This window comes from Allorhizobium paknamense, from assembly GCF_030815125.1.
Lineage (GTDB): Bacteria > Pseudomonadota > Alphaproteobacteria > Rhizobiales > Rhizobiaceae > Allorhizobium > Allorhizobium paknamense.
In genome coordinates this window covers 78,209-102,540 of record NZ_JAUSWH010000013.1, presented here as the reverse complement: position 1 = coordinate 102,540, position 24,332 = coordinate 78,209, and the positions used below count along the sequence as shown (strand labels likewise).

The following is a 24,332-nucleotide window of genomic DNA, read 5'->3' as shown; positions in this document are numbered from 1 at the left end:
CAGATCCTCATTTCTTTTCCATGACGCATTGCAGCGGGTGTTCGTGCTGCCGTGCGAAGTCCATGACTTGGCTTACCTTGGTTTCGGCGACCTCATAGGTGAAGACGCCGCATTCCCCTACCCCGTGATTGTGTACATGCAGCATGATCCGGGTTGCTGCTTCCCTGTCCTTCTGAAAGAAACGCTCCAGAATGTGGATGACGAAATCCATGGGCGTGTAGTCGTCGTTCAAAAGCAGCACGCGATACAAGTTTGGCTTTTTGGTCTTTGGCTTGGTGCGTGTAATGACGGAGGTGCCCCGCCCCGGGGTCTCACCGCCATTCTGGTTCTGCATGACGACCGGTCTTGCGATCATTTCCGTCCATTCTCCCGACGTCCAGGCATTGCCCTGCTCCAAGGCGAATCCTTATGGCTGGACCTCTCACGTCTAAAGTAGTCCATTTTCCCAGAATTTTAAGCCCATCGCAGGCAAGTGCCAACAGAATTGAAAAAGAAAGCCGCCACAAGCATGGCAACTGTCCGGTTGCGAAACGGGTTTTTCGCGTGGATGGCATGGGTTGGAGGGGACTCAAGCCGCTTTTCGGCTCAAAAATACGCAGAACACAGCGTCCGTTGAAAAATCAGCAGCAGCAAGACCCCTGATTTTTACTGGTAAAACGGGGCTTCCTGCCGCAAAAGGATACAGGGCTTGCCGTTCAATTTTTATAACCGAAACCTCAAATGGTGTGCTGGCCGGCCAAATGCAAGCCGGCCGCGCAAGGGCGGCCGGAAAAAATATTGAAAAATCGATATCCGTCAGCGGAAAATCGTCTCACACCCTTCAATGGGCGGCAGGCGTCGGCACGGGCGCCTTGGCGACCGGGGCCTCGTAAGGTTTGTAGGCGGTCTTGGCCAGATCGGCGTACATTTCCGTCATCTTCGTGGCTTCGGCAACCATGGACTCATAGGAGCTTTTGACGAAGTTTACCTGCAGCTCCATGGCCGTCTCGATGCTGCGCACTCCCGAAAGGCTCTCCACATGGGTGGCCAGATCCTGGAAGGACTTCTTCGAATATTCGGATGCTTCGACAGCAATCGCTTGAAGCCCCTTGGCGACTTCGGAATAGTTCTTGACCATGGCGTCCACAGCCTCCTTCCCTTTCTTGTTCGCTTCTTCGAAGTTGAACATGCCAGCACTCCTTTTCCTCGTTGGCGGGCTGACTTTAGGGCAGGTGCGTAAAAAAGGTCAAGCGAATTTGTGCGGCGCAAAATCTCTTTTAAGTTGATTTTGAATTTCATAATAATAAAGGGCCGCAGCACCTGCGGCCCTAACAGGATAAGGTCACGGCGAAATTCTCGCCACGCCTCTACAACCTTTTTCAAAGGTCGGCGTCGAGGATGGCCATGGAAAAATTGTAGGAGAGATCGCCGTCTTCATCGTCCTTGAAGACAACGCCCAGGAATTCGTCACCGATATAGACCTCGGCGGAATCGTCCTTGCGGGGGCGAGCCTTCACGGCCATGTTGCTGTTGAACGTCCGCTTGAAATAGGCGTCCAGCTTCTTGATTTCATCTGCTTTCACACATCTCTCCATCATGGGTCCCCGGCCCGCCGAGGGGCAAGGTCAAGTTCAATCGATGCGGCGACTGCATAATTGCGGACATCGAAATCGACTTGAGCACCGAATTATGCAGCGGGTTTGGAATTCCGCTTCGAAACACAGGACGCACTCCCCCGTGCAACGGTTCCCGGTCTTTAACGCCGCCGCAAGTGCCGGGATCAATCGTCTGAAGCATCCGCACCCGATGGCGGGACGCCTTGCGCCGCTGCTTGTGGCACGGTCCCGGAGAGAATGTAAACCCGTCAGAGGCCATTTCGCCCCGCCGAACCGGGCGCAAATGACTTAACAGTCTTGTTTCAAAGCATAATCTTCACTTCGTCCAAGGACGGGCTTACGCAAAGACCCGGTGGGGTGTCGAACGCCCTTCAAAAGGGCGTGATCTCACTCGTCCGCCAGCACAAACTGGTTCATGCTGCGTGAAGGCTCGGCACAGCCTGCCTCGCCGACGATCTTTGCCGGAACGCCGGCAACGGTCATGCCGGCAGGCACCGGCTTCAGCACCACGGACCCTGCGGCAACCCGGCTGCACATGCCGATCTCGATATTGCCAAGCACCTTGGCGCCCGCCCCGATCAGCACGCCGTTGCCGATCTTGGGATGGCGATCTGCCCCCTCCTTGCCCGTGCCGCCAAGCGTCACGCCATGAAGGATGGAGACATTGTCGCCGATGCGCGCCGTCTCCCCCACCACCAGACCGGTGGCGTGATCGAGGAAAATACCGCGTCCCACCTGCGCTGCCGGATTGATATCGGTCTGGAACACGCTGGAAGAGCGGCTTTGCAGGTAAAGGGCAAAATCGCGGCGTCCCTTCATCCACAGCCAGTGGGCCAGGCGATGCGTCTGAATGGCATGGAAGCCCTTGAAGTAGAGCACCGGCTCCATGAACCGCGTGCAGGCCGGATCGCGATCATAGTAAGCCTGAATATCGACCCGCAGAACCGCGCCCCATTCCGGCCAGTCGCGCAGCATCTCCTCGAAGGTCTGCTGCAGCAGCACCGATTGCAGATCGGGATGATCGAGCCTCTCGCAAATGCGATAGATAACGCAATCCTCAAGCGAGCGATGGTTCAGCACGGCAGAATACATGAAAGCGGCCAGCACCGGATCGTGATCGGCGGCAAGACGGGCTTCGGAGCGAAGGCTATCCCAGATCGGATCCATCTGTTTGATATGGTCGCGCTGGACGAGTTCGGTTTTTGCGGCCATCTAAGGCTCCTGATTAACGAGTGCGCCCTATTATATAGATCATCGAGCACCGATACCAGATGGGGTTAAGCATGCGAAAAGCCAGAGTCTTCGCGGAAGGCGCCATCAAGACGGCGAGCCAGGATGGAATAGGCGCGCTGATCATCGACAATCCCCGGCGCAAGAATGCGCTGACACAGGCCATGTGGCGCGCCATTCCCGATGCCATGGAATGGCTGACGGACCAGGGCAGCCGCGCCATCATTCTCACCGGCGCCGGCACCACGGATTTCAGCGCCGGCGCCAACATTTCCGAATTCGAGGCCGTGCGGGCCAATGCCGCCCAGGCCCGGATTTACGAAGCCGAAAACAGCGCCGCCTTTGCCGCCATCCGCGAGGTTCGGGTCCCGGTCATCGCCGCCATCCGCGGCGTCTGTTACGGCGGAGCGCTCGGACTTGCGGCGGCCGCCGATCTGAGGCTTTGCGATGAGACCGCCGTCTTCGCCGTCCCTGCCGCCCGGCTCGGCCTTGCCTATCCTGCCGATGCCGTCGAGGATCTGATGAAAGGGTTCGGGCACCAGCTTGCCCGGCAATTGCTCTATACGGGGGCGGCCTTCAAGGCATCGGAATTGATGGCTTCCGGCTTTCTCACCCGCATCACCAGCGCGGACACGCTGGAGGCCGAGGCCGTCAAACTGGCCGAGACCATTGCCGCCAATGCTCCGCTTTCCATTTTCGCCGCCAAGCTGGCGCTCAGGGCCAGCGAGGCAAAGGATGAGGACCTGCTGCGAGAAGCCGCCATTCTCGGCGCCGCCACCTTCGAAAGCGCCGATTACCAGGAAGGGCGCGCCGCTTTTCGAGAAAAACGCGCGCCGGTCTTCAAGGGGGAATGATCAAGCCAGTTCGGCGTAAAACTCCAGCACCGCCTTCTTGAACACCCGGTCGCCCACCGCCAGCATGTGGTCACGTCCAGGGATATCCAGCGCGCGGGCCTGTGGCATCAGCGCGGCCAGTTCCTGCGGCGAACCGGCAATATCGTCCTTCGTGCCGACGGCAACCAGCGCCGGGACGTCGATCCGCGCCATCTGTTCCGGCGTCAGGAGATCGCGCGAGGTGCTAATGCAGGCAGCAAGGGCGTGACGGTCACTCTTCGTCTGTTCGGCAAAAGCGCGGAACATGCGGCCCCGTTCATGGGTGACATCGTCCAGCGAAGGCGCCAGCAAGGCATCGGCAATCGGATCCCAGTCACCGACGCCGGTGCACATGCCAATCCCCAGCCCGCCCAGCACGAGCGAGCGCACGCGATGCGGATGGCCGAGCGCCAGGAAGGCGGAAATGCGCGCGCCCATGGAATAGCCCATGATGTGCGCATCAGGCAGGCCGAGATGATCGAGCAGCGCAACCGCATCGCCCGCCATCGTCTCGGGATGATAAAGCTCCGGATCGCGCGGCTTGTCGGAAGCACCATGCCCGCGATTGTCGATGGCAATCACCCGATACCCGGCATCGCCCAGGGTTTTCAGCCAGCCGGGATGTACCCAGTTGACGGTGGCGCTGGAGGCAAAGCCATGGATGAGCAGAACGGGTTGCCCGGCCGGGTCACCATCGTCGAAATAGGCAAGCTGCAAACCGTCATGCCGGAAACTGGAAAATTCGGGAGCGTTGAGGTTCATCACATCGTCCGGATCTGGGCGGCGGGTGCGAAAATGCCGCAAGAAAACTGTGCGCGAGCTTCTCTATTGCCTCTACACTTTCGCGTCAAATGTGATTAAGGTCCGCGCAATTCATTGGCGTATTCGAAGTGTAAGGTAGGATCATGGCCGCTCATTCCATTCCCCATTTCCAGAACGACGGCGGACACCAGGTCGTTGAGATCGGCGTGAAGGAATTCATGTGCACGGGCGCTTCCGCACCCTTCGATCATCCGCATATCTTCATCGATCTCGGTGACGAGAACGAAAAGGTCTGCTCCTATTGCTCCACGCTCTACCGTTATAACAGCGCGCTGAAGCCGACGGAAACCAACCCGCCGGGCTGCGTCTATCACGTCAAGGCCGCCTGACCGTTCAGCGGCAGCGACCGTCATGACCCTCGAGAATCTGGCAATTGTCGGGGCCGGTATCGCCGGCCTCACGACAGCTCTTTGTTTTGCGCAGAGAGGTGCAGCCTCACGCATTTATGAGAAAACCACCCAGCTTGAAGAGGTGGGCGCGGGGCTTCAGCTTTCCCCGAACGTGACCCGCATCCTCGATCAGCTGGGCCTGCTGGAGCCGCTGCGTGCTGTCTGGTTCGAGCCGGAAGAGGTGGTTCTGCGCTCCGGCCAGAGCCTGAAAAAACTTGCAGGCGTTCCCGTGCGTCACCACGCGGAAAGCCGCTGGGGTGCGCCCTATGCCGTGCTGCATCGCGCCACCCTGCAAAGGGTGCTGGTGAAAGCAGTCACCCATAACCCGCTCTGCCAGCTTGTGCTGGACCAGCGCGTGGAAAGTCCGGATGCGCAAGTGCTGCGGCAGGGATTGACGGGCAGCAGGCCCGATCTGCTGGTGGCCGCCGATGGCGTCTGGTCGAAGCTCCGGAATTTCGTGGCCGGAGCGCCCGACATCACCTTTTCCGGCAATATTGCCTGGCGCGTCACCATTCCCGAGACCGACGCCCCGGATTTTCTCGACCGTCGCGGCGTGACGGCCTATCTCGGGCCCCATGCCCATGTCGTCGCCTATCCCCTGACCGAGGCCAAGGCCTTCAACATCGTGGCGATCGCCGCCGGCGTCGATCCCGGTGAGGGCTGGGCGGCACGGTCGGACGAAACCCAGCTCGCGCTGCTGGATCGCGCCTTCAGCGGCTGGCACAAGGGCCTGCGACAGATGCTGCTGACCGCCCCCTCCCCGACATTCTGGCCACTTTTCCAGGCCGGGGTCGGACGCTGGCACAATGATGAAAAGGATCTGGTACTGATCGGCGATGCCGCCCATGCCATGATGCCTTTTTCGGCTCAGGGTGCAGCCATGGCCATCGAGGACGCATTTGAACTGGCCGCACAGGTCTGCGCGACCGGCCCGACGAAAGGCATTCTGGCATTCGAGACATTACGCCAGCAGCGCCTTGCCAAGGTGCGCAATCGCGGGGCGCTGAACCGCTTTGCCTATCACGCCAACGGGCCCTTCAGACTGGGCCGGGATCTGGTGCTGGCCCTGCGGTCCGGCGATAGTCTCGCCCGGGATCTGGATTGGCTCTACGGCTACCGCGCTTCGTGATTTGCCCAGGTCATGCCAAAGCATGACCTGGGTAAAATCAATGCCTATGCCAGCGCCTTCACGGCGGCAAAGCCACGTTCGAGATCGGCAATAATGTCCTCGACATCCTCAAGGCCGATCTGCAGACGAATGACGGGACCGTCCTCGGGCGCCTTGCAGATCGTTCGATCGGAGAGATTGACCAGCACCGCGAGGCTCTCATATCCGCCCCAGGACCAGCCGAGCCCGAAGAGTTGCAGGGCATCGAGAAAAGCGCGCCCCTTTGCCTTGAACTCCGCCTTGTCCGCAGCCTTCAACACGAAGGAAAAAATACCGCCCGCTCCTTTGAAGTCACGCTTCCAAAGCGCATGGCCAGGAAAGCTTTCCAGCGCCGGGTGCAAGACCCGCGCCACATCATCCCTTCCCTCCAGCCAGGCGGCAATGGCCCGGGCACTCCGGTCATGATGGGCCATGCGCACGGCCATGGTCCTTAAGCCGCGCAGAATCATATAGGAATCATCCGGCGAACCGCAGAGCCCGAGCGCGCCATTGGCCTGCTTTAACCGCTCCCAGTGTGCGGCATTGGCCGATACGGTGCCCATGAGAATATCCGAATGCCCGGAAGGATATTTGGTGGCCGCATGCATGGAGATATCCACCCCGTGATCCAGCGGCTTGAAATAAAGCGGCGTTGCCCAGGTATTATCCATGGTCACCACCGCATGATGGCGGTGGGCCACCGCAGACATGGCAGCCACATCCTGCATTTCAAAAGTATTGGAGCCGGGAGCTTCCAGATGCACGAGCCTCGTATTCGAGCGCATCAGCCGCTCTATGCCCTCACCCAAAGCCGGATCGAAATACTCCACCTCAATCTGCATACGCTTCAGCATCGTATCGCAGAAGTGGCGGGCAGGCCCATAGACCGAATCGACAATCAGCGCATGATCGCCGGGCGACAGGAAGGCAAGAAAGGGAATGGTGATCGCAGCGAGGCCCGACGGCAGCAGAATGGTGCCAGCAGAGCCCTCCAGCGCATTGATCGCATCGCAAAGCGCATCGGTCGTTGGCGTCCCGCGCGTTCCATAGGTGTATTTCTGCGTGGGGTTTTCCATGCCCTTTGCTTCGGGAAACAGGATCGTGGATGCCCGCGTAATCGGCGGATTGACGATACCATGATAACTGAAGGGATCATGCCCAAGATGGCAAAGCCGGGTACTATCGCCGGCCTCAGCCAGCCAGTCGTTTTTTTCAGACATGCAGAAAACCTTCAATAAAAACGCGTAAGACCCAGGCGTTTTGCCTCTGCATATCCGCCCGGTCAAGCATCAGCACACGCGGAATTACCGCCGCTCAACTTTACCGACATAGGAAGGTTCAAAACTGTTATTCTGTGACTAATTTTTGACCAATAAATTGCCACAATTCGCTAAAAAAGACCAAATTATAGGCAAAAATAGAAAATTGCCGCTTTTCGACGCAATTTCCACCCATAAAGTCTTGACCATCAATCCATTTACGACTGTGATGCATTCCAGCTGGTTTTCAGGGACCAGCACCCGGCGGCGGAGGAGGGATGTGCGAATAATCCATTCGCCCGGGATTAAATAAATATAAATGGATAAAAGGTTGGGATAAATGAAAAAGACGCTCCTGTCTGTTGCAATGGGCGCTGCGGTCGCCGGACTTTGGGCTTCCGCCGCCTCGGCAGATACGCTCGCCGATGTTAAGGCGAAGGGCTTCGTAACCTGCGGCGTAAGCCAGGGTGTACCGGGCTTCTCGAATCCGGATGACAAGGGTGACTGGTCCGGTATCGACGTCGATTATTGCCGCGGTATTGCTGCCGCCATCTTCGGCGACCCCAAGAAGGCCAAGTTCACCGCACTTTCCGCCAAGGACCGCTTCTCGGCGCTGACCTCCGGTGAAATCGACGTTCTGACGCGTAACACCACCTGGACGATCGGCCGCGACAATGCCGGCATGAACTTCCGTTCGGTCAACTATTACGATGGCCAGGGCTTCATGGTGAAGAAGTCGCTGAACGTGAAGTCCGCGACCGAGCTTTCGGGCGCTTCCGTTTGCGTCCAGCAGGGCACGACGACCGAACTGAACATGGCCGACTACTTCAAGGCCAATGGCATGCAGTACAACCCGGTTGTGTTCGAAAAGGAAACCGACGCCACCAGCGCCTTCGATGCAGGCCGCTGCGACGTGTACACCACTGACCAGTCGGGTCTCTACGCCATCCGCCTGAAGATGAAGAACCCGGACGAAAACGTCGTTCTGCCGGAAATCATCTCCAAGGAGCCGCTTGGCCCGGCTGTTCGCCAGAACGACGACAAGTGGTTCCACCTGGTTTCATGGGTTCATTACGCCATGGTGACCGGCGAGGAACTGGGCGTGACCTCCAAGAATGTCGATGACATGAAGGTGAACGGCAGCCCGGAAATCAAGCGTTTCCTGGGTGTTGAAGAAGGCACGAAGATCGGTACGGACCTCGGCGTCGGCAACGACTGGGCGTACAACATCATCAAGCAGGTCGGCAATTACGGTGAAGTATTCGACCGTACCGTCGGCGAAGGCTCTCCGCTGAAGATCAAGCGCGGCGTCAACGCCCTGTGGAACAAGGGCGGCCTGCAATACGCCCCGCCGATTCGCTAAATCGGTCCGCATGGAACTGGGAAGGCGGGTGAAAGCCCGCCTTCTGAGTATCAAGAGCAAAATAAAAAGCCGTGACCCGGCGAGTTCGGTCCATTCCGGTTCAAAACCATAAAGACCAGGACATCCCGGAGTGAACGGCAAAAGCTCTCAAGAGCAATAGGGGATAGGGTTTAATGGCAGGCCAGGCGCTCAGTTCGCATTCGCCAAGCAAAACATCATCGGGATCCTTGCTGTACGATCCGCGGTTTCGCGGCATTCTGTATCAGGTGATCACCATCGTAGCGCTTGTTGCCTTTGTATGGATGGTGACAAGCAATACGATCCATAACCTTGAAAAGGCAAATATCGCTTCCGGTTTCGAATTTCTCAAAGGCCGGGCCGGCTTCGATATCGGTCAGTCGCTGATCGCCTATTCCAGCGACAGCACCTATGGGCGGGCTCTGCTCGTCGGCATTCTGAACACGATCGAGATTGCGGTTTTAGGCATTATCGCCGCTTCGATCATCGGCTTCATCGTGGGCATTGCTCGCCTTTCGAAAAACTGGCTGATCGCAAAGCTTGCGCAAACCTATGTGGAAATCTTCCGCAATATTCCGCCGCTGCTGGTCATCCTGTTCTGGTACAAGGGCGTTATTGCCATTCTGCCGCAGGCACGCCAATCGGTAGCGCTGCCCTTCGACAGCTTTCTCAACAATCGCGGTCTCTATATACCCAAGGCGATCTGGGGCGACGGCAGCCTGTTCGTAGGCTTGGCTCTGATCGTTGCGATCATCGCTTCGGTCCTTGTGGCCAGATGGTCGAAAAAACGACAGGCGAAGACAGGTCAGCAGTTTCCGCATGGCCTCACCGCGCTCGGTCTGATCATTCTTCTGCCGCTGGCGGTATTTCTTGTTCTCGGCGCACCGTTAACGTTCGATTACCCGATTCTCGGGAAGTTCAACCTGACGGGCGGCACCGTGGTGGGGCCGGAATTCATATCGCTTTTCCTGGCGCTCTCCTTCTATACCGCAGCCTTCATTGCGGAAATCGTCCGCGCCGGCATCAGGGCCGTGCCAAAAGGACAGACAGAAGCTGCAAACGCCCTTGGATTGCGCTCCGGCGTCACCACCCGGCTGGTGATCATTCCGCAGGCCATGCGGATCATCATCCCGCCGCTGACAAGCCAGTATCTGAACCTGACCAAGAACTCCTCGCTTGCCGTCGCGGTCGGTTTCTCCGATATCGTCTCGGTTGGCGGCACGATGCTGAACCAGACGAACCAGGCCCTGGAAATCGTCTTGCTGTGGCTGGTCATCTATCTCAGCCTGTCGCTCACCACGGCCGTGTTCATGAACTGGTTCAATGCCAAGATGGCTCTGGTGGAGAGGTAAGATCATGTCGATCCACAATCCTGCTTATGTCCGCCGTGAAATGACGTCGGCCCGCCCTGCCCCGCAAAAGACGCGGGGTCTTTCGCATTGGCTGCGCGCCAACCTGCTGGCAACGCCAAAAGATGTCGTGCTGACGCTGCTTGCAATCGCAGCGCTCGCCTACATCCTGCCGCAACTGGTGCAATGGCTATTTATCGATGCCGTCTGGGTCGGCACCGACCGCGCGGCTTGCTCGACCATTGCCCAGGGCGGCGTGCTGCCCGACGGGCAATCCGGCGCATGCTGGGCCTTTATCGGCGCAAAGTTCCAGCAGTTCATCTTCGGGCGTTACCCTGAGCCCGAACGCTGGCGTGTCTTGCTGGTCATGGCAATGTTCGCGGTGCTGCTGGTGCCTATGCTGATGCCGAAAGCCCCTTTCAAGGGCTGGAACGCCTTGGCGCTGTTCATTGCACTGCCGCTCGTCTCGTTCTTCCTGCTCACCGGCGGCTTCGGCCTGCCGCATGTGGAAACGCAGCTGTGGGGCGGACTGATGGTGACACTCATCCTGTCCTATTTCGGCATCGTCGTATCGCTGCCGGTCGGCATCATCCTGGCGATGGGGCGCCGTTCGAACATGCCGGTGATCAAGATTCTCTGCGTGACCTTCATCGAGGTCATTCGCGGCGTACCGCTGATTACCGTGCTGTTCATGGCCAGCGTCATGCTGCCGCTGTTCCTGCCGGATGGCTGGACCTTCGACAAGCTGCTGCGCGCGCTGATCGGTGTGTCCATCTTTGCCTCGGCCTATATGGCTGAAGTCATCCGCGCCGGCCTTCAGGCAATTCCGAAGGGGCAGTTCGAAGGTGCTGATTCGCTGGGGCTGAGCTACTGGCACAAAATGCGGCTTATCATTCTGCCGCAAGCGATCAAGCTGGTCATTCCGGGCATCGTCAACACCTTCATCGGCCTGTTCAAGGACACATCGCTGGTCTCCATCATCGGTATGTTCGACCTTCTTGGCATTGCAAACCTCAATCAGGCAGATCCCGCATGGGCTACCCCGACGACGCCCGTCACCGGCTATATCTTCACGGGTGTCATCTTCTGGGTTTTCTGCTTCGGCATGTCGCGCTATTCCCAGTTCATGGAACGGCATCTCGACACTGGCCACAAACATTAAAGGACTAAATCATGGCAGAAGCACAAACCAAGGCGCTCTCCGTTTCCGATACCGATGTGGCGGTCGAGCTGATCAACATGAACAAGTGGTATGGCGATTTCCACGTTCTGCGGGACGTCAACCTCAAAGTCATGCGTGGCGAGCGTATCGTCATCGCCGGTCCGTCCGGCTCCGGTAAATCCACGATGATCCGTTGCATCAACCGCCTGGAAGAGCATCAGAGCGGCAACATCATTGTTGATGGCATCGAACTCACCAATGACCTGAAGAAAATCGATGAAGTGCGCCGTGAAGTCGGCATGGTATTCCAGCACTTCAACCTCTTCCCGCATCTGACGATCCTGGAAAACTGCACACTTGCACCGATCTGGGTTCGCAAAATGCCGAAGAAGGACGCCGAAGAAATCGCGATGCACTATCTGAAGCGCGTCAAGATTCCGGAACAGGCCAATAAATATCCGGGCCAGCTCTCCGGCGGCCAGCAGCAGCGCGTGGCCATCGCCCGCGCACTCTGCATGAAGCCGAAGATCATGCTGTTTGACGAACCGACCTCGGCGCTCGATCCGGAAATGGTCAAGGAAGTTCTGGACACGATGGTGAGCCTTGCGGAAGAAGGCATGACCATGCTCTGCGTCACGCACGAAATGGGCTTTGCCCGGCAGGTTGCTAACCGCGTCATCTTCATGGACCAAGGCCAGATCGTCGAGCAGAACTCGCCTGCGGAATTCTTCGACAACCCGCAGCACGAGCGTACAAAGCTCTTCCTGAGCCAGATCCTGCACTAGATCGCTCAATGTTTCACGGAAACATTGAGCGATCTAAATCTTCGTTTTTACGCATTTCCGGACGGAAAACCGGGTTCCAGTTTTTCTGGAAATGCTCTAAACTTAACCATATCACCCTTTTGTGATGATAAAACCCGGGGCTTGACCCCGGGTTTTTTATGGGTTGCGAAAGCCCGTCATCGTTTGCCCCGCCTAGTCGAAGAACATCAGCCTTAACCCCTTGGTTTTTATGCGAACCCGCTGTCGTTTCCTCGCATCGTGAGAAAGCGGTGTTTGCTGCCATCCGAATCAAGTCTTTCCAGAACGCACCTCAAGATAATTGCCATTTTGGGACAGTTCGTGTTTTGATTGCACAATATCGAAACAAGTTGCGTCAAAGAATCAAAAAACTACGGTTAGCTCTTTAGGTTAATGGGAGCGCAATATAATCGTCCCAAGTTTGGTCATACGCCCCCTCTTGTTTAGAGGGATATTTCCAAGTTATTCATTTGTGCATCAGTAATACTTTTTCAGAAGATCGATCGGGTGCAGTAGGCAGCCGACGTTCGGAATCGTATTGAAGAAAAAGCGCAGAAGCCAAAAGCACGTTTTGAGTATGCGACTTGAAAGCAGTCAAGCGTTTCGCCGAAAGAAGCGCTTTCAGCATTTTCCTGATCGTTCGGGAAAGTCAAAAAGAATGTGGGGAACCTTTGGCGTGGATGTCGCCGGGGTGGGGCAGCCAGCAAGAGCCGGCTGTCCTTTGTAGGGACAGCCAAACTCAAGCGACGGCGTGAGCGAAAGATGAATCTGGCAAACTTGGTGGGCAGCACAATAGAAACGATTGAAATGGGAAAGGCGGGCACCCGTCTTGTCTTTTCCAACGGTTATGAGTTGTCGGTTCGCACCCCGGTCCTGTTCGGCTGCGAGTCCGTTGAGCGATATATCGGCGATATCGCCCTTTCAGTGAACCATTCCTCGACTGGATTAACCCTGCGCTTCCTGCGCAACTGGCCCATCGTTATTGACCTTGAGCAAGCGAAGCCACGCTCGGACACCACCTTTATTTTCAGCAAAACCGCACGCGCGGCATGATATCTATGCCTTTCCCTTGGTCCGTCCGTCAGCGCGCGTTGATGGTGGGCAGCAAAAGTTCGATTTCCCTGCGTTTCTTATCGGCCAGAGGCGCGATATTGTCCTTCCAGAAACGCTCCGCCTCAGGCGGCTCATCATCCCACTCCCGGACATCGGTGATATTGTCGTCGATCTTGACCTTGCGCTGGCCACCGCGCCTCAAATATTCATCGGCCAGCTGGCGCGCTTCGGTTTCAGCCATGATGTTCTCCCTGAAGCTATTTATAAAGAGCTGAGCGTTAACCCGAGCCCGGCGTTACATCTTCCTGGCTGTCTTCCGGCAATGCACCCGTTCCGGGCGTCTTTTCCTTGTCCGTCAGCTCAGGACGCGCATGCGGCCCCGCAGGCGGCATATCCTCCCGCTCCTGCGATTTCCGGGATTTTCTGATTTCGATGACATTGGTCATGAATCACCCTCCGTGATGTGCTCTATCACCATCACAACATTCAAGGCGGCAGCTTGTTCCGGATCGGGAGCGGGATGAAACTGCATCACAAAACCCGTTTATGAGAACGGCGACAACTTTTTACGGCATGGCGCGTTTCCAGCTAACTGAGAGGTTTCAAAGGATGCCACCATGCCCCGAAGATCAAAGTTCGAACTTTTGGCGAGATCCGGTTATGTCGCCCGGGGAATTGTCTTCCTACTGGTCGCGGGGCTGGCACTGCTTTCCGGAGTAGCTGGAGGCAAGGCCGATACCAAGTCGGCGGTTTCGGAATTATTGGAGCAGCCGTTCGGGCGAATATGGGTAGCCCTCATCGGAATCGGCCTTCTTGGTTTCGTTGCCTGGCGTCTTGCGCAATCGCTGGCTGATAGCGACGGTCATGGAAGAGACAAGAAGGCAATCGTGATCAGACTTGCGATGTTTGGCAGTGCGATCACCTACGTTTTCCTTGCATACTATGCGCTCAGCCAGGCGCTGTCCGGCATACGGGGTAGCGAGGGGGAAGGCGAAAAGGGGCTGGCGCAGTGGGTCATGTCGCAGCCGTTCGGCTCCTATGTCGCGACCGCTATTGGCATCGGTTTCATCATCGGTGGCGTTGTGACGTCATGGAAAGGCTTGTCGCGCAAGTTCGAAAGATATCTGCACCTTCCTGATACCAACGGAATTCTCGGCATGGTCTGCGTTTATGGGCTTGTCGCACGCGGATTGGTTTTCGCCATCACAGGCTTCTTCTTTGCCTATGCTGGCTTCACTGTTGATCCCGAGCAGGCAGGAGGTATATCGGATGCCCTGTCGTCACTGAGACAACTGCCGTTTGGAGCTGTTGTATACATTGTGGTTGCAGCCGGGCTGGCTGCGTTTGGAATTTATAATCTCGTGGAAGCTCGCTATCGGGTCGTGAACGGGCCTTCCGCAAGTGATGTGAAGCATTCGCTCCCCAATCGGTGAATTTGATATTTGGCGACCCCTGCAGGATTCGAACCTGCGACCTAGTGCTTAGAAGGCACTTGCTCTATCCAACTGAGCTAAGGGGCCGGTGAGCGGCAAAAGAGCCGCTTTTAAAACGCGTCATAACATGAAAACGGCCAGCGCTTTAAAAACCGCTGGCCGCAAGACCCTGAACCAGCATCAGACCTTAATGTGTCCAGGGCTGGATGCGGTTGAAACGGAAATTGTCAGAATAGGAAACGGACTGACGAATGGCTTCCTTGGGCTGGATGACACGGTATTCTATGCCATATTTGTTGGCATAGGCCTCAGCCTGTTCCAGCGTCTCAAAGGTGAGCTTGACCTGCTGCAGCATGTCGGAAGAGCTTGTATAACCCATCATCGGATCGATCCGGCGCGGCGCGGAGGGGTCGAATTCCAAAATCCACAGATGGGTCTTTGCCTTGCCGGATTGCATGGCCGTTTTGGCCGGACGGTAGATCTTCGCAGACATGCCTTCATTCCCCAATTAACGAAGAGGGGCCGCCTCCCCGCGACAATCGAAGCGTAGAGCGATCTTCGAGACCTGCATCACACGCTTTACGTCTTTGTTTTAAAGCACGCCGTTTCACAAATCCATTCAGAACTTCTGGTCGGCATACCTTACAGCGCCGTGCGTTTTATCAAACGTACAAAGGACGCTGTAACACTTTAAAACTACTGCATAATTTTCACCTTCAATCGATTCCGATTTAAGGTGAAAATTATGCAGTAAACAGGCTTTCGCCGGTGGTCGGAGTGGAGAGATTCGAACTCCCGACCCTCTGGTCCCAAACCAGATGCGCTACCAGACTGCGCTACACTCCGTTACCGTCGAATGAGAGCGAGATACACGGTTCACTCATCAATCGCAACTGCAAAAAACCACCACTTCACCTCTTATCGTGGATGAAGTGGACGGCTTTTCAAACACGGACATTTACTGGGGTGGCACAAGGCCCTCCACCACGCGGCTTCCGGGCTGAATGCCCAAAGCCGCAGCACGACCGCCATTCAGTTCAATGACATAGCGCACACTTCCTGATGAAGGAATAATATCCTCCGAAAAAGGCGTGGTATTTGCGGCAATATGACGGATGACACCCTTTTCATCGATAAACAACATATCCAGCGGCAACGGTGTGTTCTTCATCCACATCATCACCTCGCGGCTTTCGCCGAAATCGAAGATCATGCCGTGATCGGGGGGCAGCGTCTTCCGGTTCATCAATCCCTGCGCCCGCTCGGAGGCGCTTAGCGCATATTCCAGTTGCAACACATGCCGACCACCGGACGTATCCTGGATCATAGCCTGCCCTGTTTTAAAGGCAGCAGAGGCCGCGGAAATGCTCAGACAAGCCAATATGAAAAAAAGCGCCCCGAAGGCGCCTTTCGAAAGAGATGTCATGATGGTCTCTCAGTGGGGGCGTCCATAAGGCACCGGATTATCAGGGTGAATTTCGGCGGCCATAAGGCCTTTTTCCCCTTCGCCAAAACGAACCAGAACAGTCTGGCCGGGCCGCAATTCGGTGAGGCCAAAGCGCCGAAGCGTTTCCATATGAACGAAGATGTCTTCGGTCCCCTCGCCGCGCGTCAGGAAGCCAAAGCCCTTGGTGCGGTTGAACCACTTGACCAGAACCCGCTCAAGCCCGCTCGAAGGCGTCACCTGCACATGGGTGCGCACAGGCGGCAACTGCGACGGATGCACCGCCGTGGACTGGTCCATGGACAGCACGCGGAACGCCTGGTAACCCCGGTCCCGTTTATGCACCAGGGCAACGATACGCGTGCCCTCCAGAATGGTCTGGTAACCGTCACGCCGCAGGCAGGTGACATGCAACAGCACATCCTGCATGCCATTATCGGGCACGATGAAGCCAAAACCCTTGGCCACGTCAAACCACTTCACCACGCCCGTGATCTCAATGAGGTCCATGGGCTGCTCATCCGCAAGCCCGGTTATTTCCACGAGGCCTTTCGATGAAAATCTATCCACCATTTTCCGTCGCCCCTCGACCACGCCAAAAGGATACCGCTACACTGATTCCCGAAACCTAGATTAACATTCCGTTAACCCTGATGCGCAAGCCCCAGTTTCAGTTATTCGACATGGTTTTCGCTGATGGAGCTTGTTCGAGGCTGATCCGCGCCGCCAGAACCCTGAACAGGATGAATACCGGATCGAGACGGCGAAACCGTGGCACCTTGAAGACGAGGCCGGAGAGATGCATATCCTGTCGGCAAAAGAGGAGACCCCAATGCGCTATCTGCACACCATGGTTCGCGTTACCGATGTCGATGCTTCGCTGAATTTCTACTGCACGCTGATGGGCATGCGCGAAGTTCGCCGAATCGAAAACGAGAAAGGCCGCTTTACGCTGATCTTCCTGGCCGCCGACGAAGATGTCGAAGCCGCACAGAACAACAAGGCCCCCTGCCTCGAACTCACCTACAACTGGGATCCGGAATCCTATACGGGCGGGCGCAATTTCGGCCATCTGGCCTATGAGGTGGATGATATCTACGCCTTCTGCCAGAAGCTGCACGACAACGGCGTCACCATCAACCGCCCGCCGCGCGACGGCCACATGGCCTTTGTGAAGTCACCGGATGGTATTTCCATCGAAATCCTGCAAAAGGGCGAGGCCCTGCCCGCCGCCGAGCCGTGGAGCTCCATGCCGAACACCGGCAGCTGGTAAAACAGACCACCCCCTTTGAAAACCGGCCTGGCGCAAGCTTGCGCCGGCACACTCGGCGTCATGAAACACCCGCCCGGTCCGGCAAGCGCCGCGACCGATACGCTTGGATGGGATAGGACATGACGTCGAAAACCAAGGCAAAGGGCCGGATCGCGCCCGCACTTCTTCTGGCAACCACCGCCGTTCTGGCGGGCTGCACCACCCAAAAGGCCGAATTGCCGCCCCTGGAACAGGGCGCTATTGGGGACGCTGATGCAGTGGCCGCAAACACCCCTGCCGCCAAACCAGCCTCTGGCTTGAAACAGCCCTATCGCGACCCTTACGTCTCTGCGGCACCTAAAACCGCGCAGCAGAAACCGGCAAAGCCCGTGGTTCTGCCTGCCGAGGTGGCTGAAAATCTGGCTGCCAATGTGCAAAGCGACGCCGCGCCGGTTTCTACCCCGCATGCCGCAGCGCCGACCGAGGCCGATGCGGCCAATTCCAGCATCGTGCCGCAAAACATGCCGACTCGACGTTTTCAGGCCACTGTCGCAAGCGTTTTCAGCGTGCAGTCGCCGCCGGCACAGCCGGTGCAGACCCAAAATCCGCAGATGAGGCCGGAAACGGCGATGGTTCCGGCACAGCAACCTGTTCAGCAGCCCATGCGCGCTCCTACCAAGGCGGAGATTCAGGCTGGTCTCGCACCTGATCCGCATAAGGCCCGTCAGGCGGTCCGCCCCAAGCAACAGGCTGTGCTGCAGCAATACCAGCAGGGCCAACCGATGAGCGAGGGCGTGCCGGCGCAATTGCAGGCGACCATGCCAGCCGCCATGAAGGCTCAAGCCAATTCCGGCGGCGTGAGCCAGATGGAGCAGATCGAGGGCGATCCGAAGCAGCAATCCATGACCAAGGACGGATTCCTCAAGAAATTCCTGGCTAAATTCCGCAAAAACTGAGGCTTGGCGTTCCTTCCCAGGGCTGACTGGGACCAGAAACCAAGGCAATACAAGGCCCTGTCATTTTTCCGTAAAATTTTGTCTGAGCGCGCTTGCCTTGAAAAAAACGGCTGACTATAAGGGCGCCACCACGCGCCCTTCGTCTATCGGTTAGGACGTCAGATTTTCATTCTGAAAAGAGGGGTTCGACTCCCCTAGGGCGTGCCATTTCTCTCCATCACTTCGAAACTGAGTGGCTTTTCAGCGAGCCTTTTGCGACCATTGAAGTGGTCTGAGAACGCCTCCAAAAAAAATTCCAGCATTGTCATTTTCTGCTTGCAGGCCAAGCCGGTTACGACTATGAGAGCGCCACGCAGCACGCGCCCTTCGTCTATCGGTTAGGACGTCAGATTTTCATTCTGAAAAGAGGGGTTCGACTCCCCTAGGGCGTGCCACTGCCTGCCTTTCCCAAAATAGCAATCTTGGAAACTTTCAGAAGCAATGCGGACGCTTTGGGTGACGCGTGGTGTTCACTGCCTTCACGCAGAGCCTGAAAAAAATCCATGAGCCTGTGGAAAAACCTCATCTTTTTGCTTGCGCGAGTCACATCCTCTGCCTATAAGCGGCCTCAAAGCACGCGCCCTTCGTCTATCGGTTAGGACGTCAGATTTTCATTCTGAAAAGAGGGGTTCGACTCCCCTAGGGCGTGCCACTGCTTCCTTCTCCGACTGGATTGATCCTTTATAACACTGGCCTGCCGGACAGGCGCGGTTACGCGTCATTCTGCTCGTTCAGAAGCCGGGAGCAGCGTCCAGAATACGGATCTGGATGCGCCGTGTGCCTTGCCACAATTCCGCGCTCAGGCAGCCTGCCACATGCACGCTTTCACCGCGCCGCGACAAGAGAAGGTCACCCAGCGGGGTATCCTTGGCGCGAAACGCAATGCCATCGAGGCGCGCGCCATCCATGGCTTCCAGTGTCACCTTCACATGCGCCGTGCCGATCAGCCGCGAATCGCGAATACGATGGGCGGGAACCGCAAAAATCGGCTGCGGATGGCCGGAGCCATAGGGGCCTGCGGTCTCCAGAAGATCGATCAGGTCCAGCGTCGCGCCCGATGCGCCTACCGCGCCATCGATCTTCAGGGCGCGGTTCGCGGCCAGCGCCATGACTTTCTCGCTGGCCTGCTCCTCAAAGAAGCTGCGTAGCCTGCCGAGATTGCCGCGCTCCACCGTCAAGCCCGCCGCCATGGCGTGACCGCCGCCCTTGACCAGAAGGCCCGATTCGACGGCAGCGCGCACCATTTTGCCCATATCGAAGCCGTTGATCGAGCGGCCAGAGCCTGTTCCCTTGCCCGTTGGATCGAAGGCAATGGCGAAGGCGGGACGTTGGAAACGTTCCTTAAGCCTTGCCGCCAACAGGCCGACGATGCCCGGATGCCACCCTTCCCGCGCCGTAACGATGACAGAGGCGCGCTCACCCGTGCCATACTCAGCCATGGCCTCAGCCTCGGCCTCGGCCAGCATTTGCGCCTCCATGGCCTGACGCTGGCGGTTAAGATCATCCAGTTGCTGGGCGATTTCTTCGGCCTGCGGTGCATCGTCCAGCGTCAGCAGCCGGCTACCCAGCGCAGCGTCACCGATTCGGCCACCGGCATTGATTCGTGGTCCGACCAGAAAACCAAAATGATAAGGCGTGACCGGTCCGCCGATCCCCGCCACACGCAGCAGTGCCGCAAGCCCGGCATTCTGCTGATGACGGGCGGCAATCAGCCCTTTCACGACATAGGCGCGATTGAGCCCCTTCAGCGGCACGACATCGCAGACGGTGGCGAGCGCCACCAGATCGAGCCAGGCGAGCAGGTCGAGAGAGCGTGCCGCGGCATGCCCCTTCTGCCGCAGCAGCCGCTGTGTCGCCACCAGCACCAGAAATACCACCCCCGCCGCGCAGAGATGGCCCTGCCCTGACAGATCGTCAGGCCTGTTCGGATTGACCAGCGCCCGGCACACTGGCATCTCATGGCTCATCTGGTGGTGATCGATCACCACCACATCGATGCCGCGCCGTGCCGCCTCGGCCAGCGCATCATGGCTGGTAGAGCCGCAATCCACCGTGACGATGAGATTGGCGCCCCGCTCGATCAACTGGCCGATGGCATTGGCATTTGGCCCATAGCCTTCGAAAATCCTGTCCGGAATATAGATTTCACTCTCCACGCCGAAATGGCGGAGAAACCGGTAAAGCAGCGCCGATGAAGACGCACCGTCAACGTCATAATCGCCGAAGATGGCCACCGATTCCCGTCGGTCAATGGCCGCCACCAGCCGCGCGGCTGCGGCATCGCAATCGGTCAGCGTTGAGGGGTCCGGCATCAGGCTGCGGATGGTGGGATCGAGAAAGGCTTCCGCCTCGTGGACGCCAACGCCACGTCCTGCCAGAACCCGCGCCACCAGTTCCGGAATGCCTTTGGACTGCGACATGGCCAGCGCCCGGTTCAGCCCCGCCTGATCGAGCCGCGACATCCAGCGCTGGCCGGAAGCCGAAGCTTCGACGTTCAAAAAGGCACGTTCAACGGGATCGGCGAGTTGTTCCGGCATATCCTTGCATATGTTGAACCAGACGGCGAAAAGCAAGACCGCCCGGCAGAGGGCTTAGACCAAGGGTCACTGAAAATAACCCTTGGCATGTCTTTTTACGAATATCTCAAGCCCCGGACGCCGTTGACATATTCGAAATCCTTCCAGGCGAGGAGGCTCACGCATCTTCGAGCCTTGGTATTATACCGTCTTCGGTCGCTCGATCCGGATCACCTGCGGCTCGCCCAGCAAATAGCCCTCACCCTTGATCGCGGCGACAGCCGTGCGAACGGCGCTTTCCATCGTGGCGTGGGTGACGAGGATGATGGTCTTGGCCTGATCGCCCGCCGCAGGCGTCTTGGAATGCTGGACGATCGATTCGAGCGAAATGTTGTTATTGGCCATCTGCGTGGCAATGCTGGCGAAGACGCCTGTGCGGTCCACCACGGTCAGGCGGATGAAATAACCGCCCTCGTGGCGGGTCATCTCGGCCTGGGCATAGGGCTCCAGCAGATGCGCCGGGCGGCCCAGCACCGGCACCTGCTGCGCGCCCGGACGGCTCTTGGCGATATCGGTCACGTCGCCCAACACGGCGGAGGCCGTGGCATTGCCGCCGGCACCGGGGCCGACCATCAGCAACTCACCGAGAATATCCGATTCGATGGCCACGGCATTGGTCACGCCATCCACCTGGGCAATCACCGAATCGAGCGGCACCATGGTGGGATGCACCCGCTGCTCGATGCCGGTTGCCGTTTTCTGTGCAACGCCCAGCAGCTTGATGCGATAACCGAGATCGCGGGCAGCATGAATGTCATCGATGGAAATATTGCTGATGCCTTCCAGATAGATCTGATCGGCGGCAATCTGGTTGCCAAAGGCCAGCGTGGTCAGGATAGAGAGCTTGTGCGCAGTATCATTGCCCTCGATGTCGAAGGTCGGATCGGCTTCGGCATAGCCGAGCCGCTGCGCCTCCTTCAGGCAATCGGCAAAGCTCAGGCCCTCCTTTTCCATCCGCGTCAGGATGTAATTGCAGGTGCCGTTCATGATCCCGTAGAGGCGGGAAAAATGATTGCCGGTCAGCGATTCGCGCAGGGTCTTGATCACCGGAATCCCGCCTGCCACCGCCGCTTCGTAATTCAGAAGCAGGCCTTTTTCCTCGGCAAGCTTTGCCAGTTCCACGCCATGGGCAGCCAGCAGCGCCTTGTTGGCCGTCACCACATGCAGGCCGCGCTTGAGGGCGGCGCGCACGGATACCGCCGCAGCGCCCTCGGCACCGCCCATGAGCTCGATAAAAACGTCGATATCGGCTTTTTCCGCCATTTCGACCGGGTCATCATACCATGCGATGCCGGTGAGATCGAAGCCGCGATCCTTGCCCTTGGCGCGGGCGCTGACCGCCTGAATGGTAATGGCGCGACCGCAGGAAACAGCCAGCGCATTGGCGCGCGTTTGCAAGATGCGGGCCAGTGAGGCACCCACGGTGCCGAGACCTGCAATGCCGATCTTAAGGGCATCAGCCATGAAACGATCCTGATATGCTTTGCAATTTCAATAGGAAAAGGGCGGCCGCGAAGGGGCCGCCCGGGGGAAGATCAACGATGGGCGTTGAGCGAGATGACATTGTGCAGCGTGTCATCCGCTGTGGAAAGGAAGCGCTTGAGATTGCGCGCTGCCTGGCGGATGCGGTGCTCGTTTTCAACAAGCGCGATGCGCACATATTCATCGCCCTGCTCGCCGAAGCCGATGCCGGGAGCAACCGCCACATCGGCCTTTTCCACCAGCAGCTTGGAGAATTCCAGCGAACCGAGATGACGGAATTTTTCCGGAATCCGCGCCCAGGCAAACATGGTGGCTGCCGGCGGCGGCACCTCGAAACCGGCCTTGCCGAAGCTTTCCACCAGCACGTCACGGCGGCGGCGATAGACATTGCGCACTTCGGCAATATCCGAACCGTCGCCGTTCAGCGCATGGGTGGCGGCCACCTGGATAGGCGTGAAGGCGCCGTAATCGAGGTAGGACTTGACGCGCGCCAGCGCCGCGATCAGCCGCTCATTGCCAACGGCAAAGCCCATGCGCCAGCCCGGCATGGAGAAGGTCTTCGACATGGAGGTGAACTCCACCGCCACATCCATGGCGCCCGGCACTTCCAGCACGGAAGGCGGCGGGTTGCCGTCGAAATAGATTTCCGAATAGGCAAGGTCGGAGAGCACGATCAGGTCGTGCTTCTTGGCGAAGGCAATCACGTCCTTGTAGAAATCCAGCGAGGCAACGCGCGCCGTCGGATTGGACGGATAGTTGATGATCAGCGCCAGCGGCTTGGGGATGGAATGGCGCACGGCCCGCTCCAGCGGCGGGAAGAAGGTTTCATCCGGCTCAATGGGGATGGAGCGGATGACGCCGCCCGTCATCAGGAAGCCGAAGGCGTGGATCGGATAAGTAGGATCGGGGCACAGAATGACATCGCCCGGCGCGGTGATAGCCTGCGCCATGTTGGCGAAGCCTTCCTTGGAGCCCAGCGTCGCGACGACCTGCGTATCCGGGTTGAGCTTCACGTTGAAGCGGCGTGCATAATAGGCGGCCTGGGCGCGGCGCAGGCCGGGAATGCCCTTGGAGGACGAATAGCGGTGGGTGCGCGGGTCCTGAACCACTTCGCACAGCTTGTCCACCACGCCCTGCGGGGTGGGAAGATCGGGATTGCCCATTCCGAGGTCGATGATGTCCGCGCCCGCGGCTCGCGCGCTGGCTTTCAAACGGTTGACCTGTTCGAAAACGTAGGGCGGCAAACGCCGGACTTTATGAAACTCTTCCATCTCAGACCTCGTTGAACCGCAGGCACCTCTTGCTCTGCGGCTGCGGATGACCCGTTATCAAAACAATCTCCCCGCAAACGGGTCCGGCAAATCGGGGAGAAGCTGCACCATACCGCAATCTCTACGATTTGCGGTGGTTTTTTGACGTCACGGCCACCTTTGCTTCCGCCGTTCCGGCGGCTCAAGGCATGTCATGCGGTTTTGATGCCGGTTTGCGGCCAAAAATGCCGCAAGGCAAGCCTTATTTGGAGGCTGGCGGTACGGTGGCGGCACCCTGATCGGCGGCAAGCTTGCGCATTTCCTGAACGCGGCGATTATACTCCGCTTCTGAAATCCGTCCGGCGCTGCGCATCTGCGAAAGTGCGGTCAGCTTCTTTTCCAGATCGGAGGCGTCGCTATTGGTCATCTGCACATTCGCCGCCGTCAGCGGACGGGAGAAATCGGGATAACCATCCGGCGTGATATAGGCAGCGCCCGGACGCGCGCCATCCGCCTCGCCCGCCACCTTCACCTTCAGGCTGGCATTGCGGGCAGGCGGCGGCGTGGTCTGGCTGGTGCTGGAGCAACCGGCCATCACGGCAAGCCCGGCAATCACCATGGCCACACGCATCGCGCTTTTGTTATCGTTGAAGGAGGCTGTTGCCCTCATCTGCTTTACCGGTCCCTTGACTGATTCTGTCGTGCCCTTTGGCCTCTCGGCAATTTAAGCAGGATTTCCAAGACGCCGCCACCGGTTTTCAGTGGAAAATCCGGCGAGCCGCCGCCTCGACCATGGAAGGGGCGCATTCCGGTTCAAAAGATATCCCCAGCATTCCCC

The 24,332-nt window shown here is 58.0% G+C and carries 26 protein-coding genes and 5 tRNA genes; 14 read left to right on the top strand and 17 right to left on the bottom strand.

The window, feature by feature from the left end:
* Positions 1-7: 7 nt before the first annotated feature.
* From clpS to cysE, 4 genes are all read right to left on the bottom strand, one after another.
* Positions 8-355: an ATP-dependent Clp protease adapter ClpS gene (gene clpS / locus QO005_RS17985; protein ID WP_307159497.1), complete on the bottom strand. Its 348-nt coding sequence runs from the start codon at positions 353-355 to the stop codon at positions 8-10.
* 465 nt (positions 356-820) lie between these two features.
* On the bottom strand, positions 821-1,168 hold the full coding sequence (locus QO005_RS17980) for a phasin family protein (RefSeq protein ID WP_307159438.1): 348 nt from the start codon (positions 1,166-1,168) through the stop codon (positions 821-823).
* A 190-nt stretch (positions 1,169-1,358) separates the two neighbouring features.
* The gene (locus QO005_RS17975; protein WP_307159437.1) at positions 1,359-1,562 is read right to left on the bottom strand and encodes a DUF3126 family protein; all 204 of its coding nucleotides are present in this window, start codon (positions 1,560-1,562) and stop codon (positions 1,359-1,361) included.
* Positions 1,563-1,982: 420 nt separating this feature from the next.
* Positions 1,983-2,807, bottom strand: coding sequence for a serine O-acetyltransferase (gene cysE, locus QO005_RS17970; protein WP_307159436.1), 825 nt, complete (start codon positions 2,805-2,807; stop codon positions 1,983-1,985).
* A gap of 71 nt (positions 2,808-2,878) precedes the next feature.
* Between cysE and QO005_RS17965 the strand changes: the two genes are divergently transcribed.
* Positions 2,879-3,679: an enoyl-CoA hydratase-related protein gene (locus tag QO005_RS17965; RefSeq protein WP_307159435.1), complete on the top strand. Its 801-nt coding sequence runs from the start codon at positions 2,879-2,881 to the stop codon at positions 3,677-3,679.
* Here the strand turns inward: QO005_RS17965 and QO005_RS17960 are convergent, their stop codons facing one another.
* Positions 3,680-4,459: an alpha/beta fold hydrolase gene (locus QO005_RS17960; RefSeq protein WP_307159434.1), complete on the bottom strand. Its 780-nt coding sequence runs from the start codon at positions 4,457-4,459 to the stop codon at positions 3,680-3,682.
* A gap of 143 nt (positions 4,460-4,602) precedes the next feature.
* On the opposite strand from QO005_RS17960, the gene QO005_RS17955 reads away from it, so the two are divergent.
* Both QO005_RS17955 and QO005_RS17950 read left to right on the top strand, forming a co-directional pair.
* The gene (locus tag QO005_RS17955; protein ID WP_307159433.1) at positions 4,603-4,848 is read left to right on the top strand and encodes a zinc-finger domain-containing protein; all 246 of its coding nucleotides are present in this window, start codon (positions 4,603-4,605) and stop codon (positions 4,846-4,848) included.
* A gap of 22 nt (positions 4,849-4,870) precedes the next feature.
* A complete protein-coding gene (locus QO005_RS17950; protein WP_307159432.1) occupies positions 4,871-6,037 on the top strand; it encodes an FAD-dependent monooxygenase in 1,167 nt (388 codons plus the stop codon).
* 44 nt (positions 6,038-6,081) lie between these two features.
* On the opposite strand, the gene QO005_RS17945 is transcribed toward QO005_RS17950, so the two are convergent.
* Positions 6,082-7,275 carry a cystathionine beta-lyase gene (locus QO005_RS17945; RefSeq protein ID WP_307159431.1) on the bottom strand — a complete coding sequence of 398 codons (1,194 nt, stop codon included), beginning with the start codon at positions 7,273-7,275 and terminating at the stop codon, positions 6,082-6,084.
* Between the two features lie 379 nt (positions 7,276-7,654).
* Here QO005_RS17945 and QO005_RS17940 point away from each other — a divergent pair, with 379 nt between their 5' ends.
* From QO005_RS17940 to QO005_RS17920, 5 genes are all read left to right on the top strand, one after another.
* The gene (locus QO005_RS17940; RefSeq protein ID WP_307159430.1) at positions 7,655-8,677 is read left to right on the top strand and encodes an amino acid ABC transporter substrate-binding protein; all 1,023 of its coding nucleotides are present in this window, start codon (positions 7,655-7,657) and stop codon (positions 8,675-8,677) included.
* 173 nt (positions 8,678-8,850) lie between these two features.
* A complete protein-coding gene (locus QO005_RS17935) occupies positions 8,851-10,047 on the top strand; it encodes an amino acid ABC transporter permease (protein WP_307159429.1) in 1,197 nt (398 codons plus the stop codon).
* Positions 10,048-10,051: 4 nt separating this feature from the next.
* Positions 10,052-11,206 (top strand): amino acid ABC transporter permease, encoded by a 1,155-nt coding sequence (locus tag QO005_RS17930; RefSeq protein ID WP_307159428.1) that lies wholly within the window; start codon positions 10,052-10,054, stop codon positions 11,204-11,206.
* Between the two features lie 11 nt (positions 11,207-11,217).
* On the top strand, positions 11,218-11,991 hold the full coding sequence (locus tag QO005_RS17925) for an amino acid ABC transporter ATP-binding protein (protein ID WP_307159427.1): 774 nt from the start codon (positions 11,218-11,220) through the stop codon (positions 11,989-11,991).
* A gap of 780 nt (positions 11,992-12,771) precedes the next feature.
* Positions 12,772-13,062, top strand: a complete 291-nt coding sequence (locus QO005_RS17920; RefSeq protein ID WP_307159426.1) for a hypothetical protein — start codon at positions 12,772-12,774, stop codon at positions 13,060-13,062.
* A gap of 28 nt (positions 13,063-13,090) precedes the next feature.
* Here QO005_RS17920 and QO005_RS17915 read toward each other — a convergent pair whose 3' ends face one another.
* Together QO005_RS17915 and QO005_RS17910 are read right to left on the bottom strand one after the other, a co-directional pair.
* Positions 13,091-13,303, bottom strand: a complete 213-nt coding sequence (locus QO005_RS17915) for a hypothetical protein (RefSeq protein WP_307159425.1) — start codon at positions 13,301-13,303, stop codon at positions 13,091-13,093.
* Positions 13,304-13,340: 37 nt separating this feature from the next.
* Complete coding sequence (locus QO005_RS17910) at positions 13,341-13,508, bottom strand: hypothetical protein (RefSeq protein WP_307159424.1); 168 nt, start codon at positions 13,506-13,508, stop codon at positions 13,341-13,343.
* Between the two features lie 171 nt (positions 13,509-13,679).
* Here QO005_RS17910 and QO005_RS17905 point away from each other — a divergent pair, with 171 nt between their 5' ends.
* Positions 13,680-14,495: a DUF1206 domain-containing protein gene (locus QO005_RS17905; protein ID WP_307159423.1), complete on the top strand. Its 816-nt coding sequence runs from the start codon at positions 13,680-13,682 to the stop codon at positions 14,493-14,495.
* Positions 14,496-14,505: 10 nt separating this feature from the next.
* On the opposite strand, the gene QO005_RS17900 is transcribed toward QO005_RS17905, so the two are convergent.
* The 5 genes from QO005_RS17900 to QO005_RS17880 form a co-directional block, all read right to left on the bottom strand.
* A tRNA-Arg gene (locus QO005_RS17900) sits at positions 14,506-14,582 on the bottom strand.
* 100 nt (positions 14,583-14,682) lie between these two features.
* The gene (locus QO005_RS17895) at positions 14,683-14,988 is read right to left on the bottom strand and encodes an ETC complex I subunit (protein WP_307159422.1); all 306 of its coding nucleotides are present in this window, start codon (positions 14,986-14,988) and stop codon (positions 14,683-14,685) included.
* Between the two features lie 276 nt (positions 14,989-15,264).
* A tRNA-Pro gene (locus tag QO005_RS17890) sits at positions 15,265-15,341 on the bottom strand.
* Positions 15,342-15,453: 112 nt separating this feature from the next.
* Entirely contained in the window at positions 15,454-15,822 is a 369-nt protein-coding gene (locus QO005_RS17885) for a DUF192 domain-containing protein (protein ID WP_307159421.1), read from the bottom strand.
* 108 nt (positions 15,823-15,930) lie between these two features.
* Positions 15,931-16,512 (bottom strand): cold-shock protein, encoded by a 582-nt coding sequence (locus QO005_RS17880; protein WP_307159420.1) that lies wholly within the window; start codon positions 16,510-16,512, stop codon positions 15,931-15,933.
* A 259-nt stretch (positions 16,513-16,771) separates the two neighbouring features.
* Here QO005_RS17880 and gloA point away from each other — a divergent pair, with 259 nt between their 5' ends.
* The 5 genes from gloA (at position 16,772) to QO005_RS17855 (ending at position 18,838) form a co-directional block, all read left to right on the top strand.
* Positions 16,772-17,212 carry a lactoylglutathione lyase gene (gloA, locus tag QO005_RS17875; protein ID WP_307159419.1) on the top strand — a complete coding sequence of 147 codons (441 nt, stop codon included), beginning with the start codon at positions 16,772-16,774 and terminating at the stop codon, positions 17,210-17,212.
* Positions 17,213-17,331: 119 nt separating this feature from the next.
* Complete coding sequence (locus tag QO005_RS17870) at positions 17,332-18,147, top strand: hypothetical protein (RefSeq protein ID WP_307159418.1); 816 nt, start codon at positions 17,332-17,334, stop codon at positions 18,145-18,147.
* Between the two features lie 132 nt (positions 18,148-18,279).
* Positions 18,280-18,354, top strand: a tRNA-Glu gene (locus tag QO005_RS17865).
* Positions 18,355-18,506: 152 nt separating this feature from the next.
* A tRNA-Glu gene (locus tag QO005_RS17860) sits at positions 18,507-18,581 on the top strand.
* A 182-nt stretch (positions 18,582-18,763) separates the two neighbouring features.
* Positions 18,764-18,838, top strand: a tRNA-Glu gene (locus tag QO005_RS17855).
* A 79-nt stretch (positions 18,839-18,917) separates the two neighbouring features.
* Here the strand turns inward: QO005_RS17855 and recJ are convergent.
* The 4 genes from recJ to QO005_RS17835 all read right to left on the bottom strand — a co-directional run bounded on the left by recJ (position 18,918) and on the right by QO005_RS17835 (position 24,164).
* A complete protein-coding gene (recJ, locus tag QO005_RS17850; RefSeq protein ID WP_307159417.1) occupies positions 18,918-20,723 on the bottom strand; it encodes a single-stranded-DNA-specific exonuclease RecJ in 1,806 nt (601 codons plus the stop codon).
* 180 nt (positions 20,724-20,903) lie between these two features.
* Positions 20,904-22,226 carry a homoserine dehydrogenase gene (locus QO005_RS17845; RefSeq protein ID WP_307159416.1) on the bottom strand — a complete coding sequence of 441 codons (1,323 nt, stop codon included), beginning with the start codon at positions 22,224-22,226 and terminating at the stop codon, positions 20,904-20,906.
* A gap of 71 nt (positions 22,227-22,297) precedes the next feature.
* Positions 22,298-23,515, bottom strand: a complete 1,218-nt coding sequence (locus QO005_RS17840; RefSeq protein WP_307159415.1) for an LL-diaminopimelate aminotransferase — start codon at positions 23,513-23,515, stop codon at positions 22,298-22,300.
* Between the two features lie 241 nt (positions 23,516-23,756).
* Complete coding sequence (locus QO005_RS17835; protein ID WP_307159414.1) at positions 23,757-24,164, bottom strand: hypothetical protein; 408 nt, start codon at positions 24,162-24,164, stop codon at positions 23,757-23,759.
* Positions 24,165-24,332: the final 168 nt, after the last annotated feature.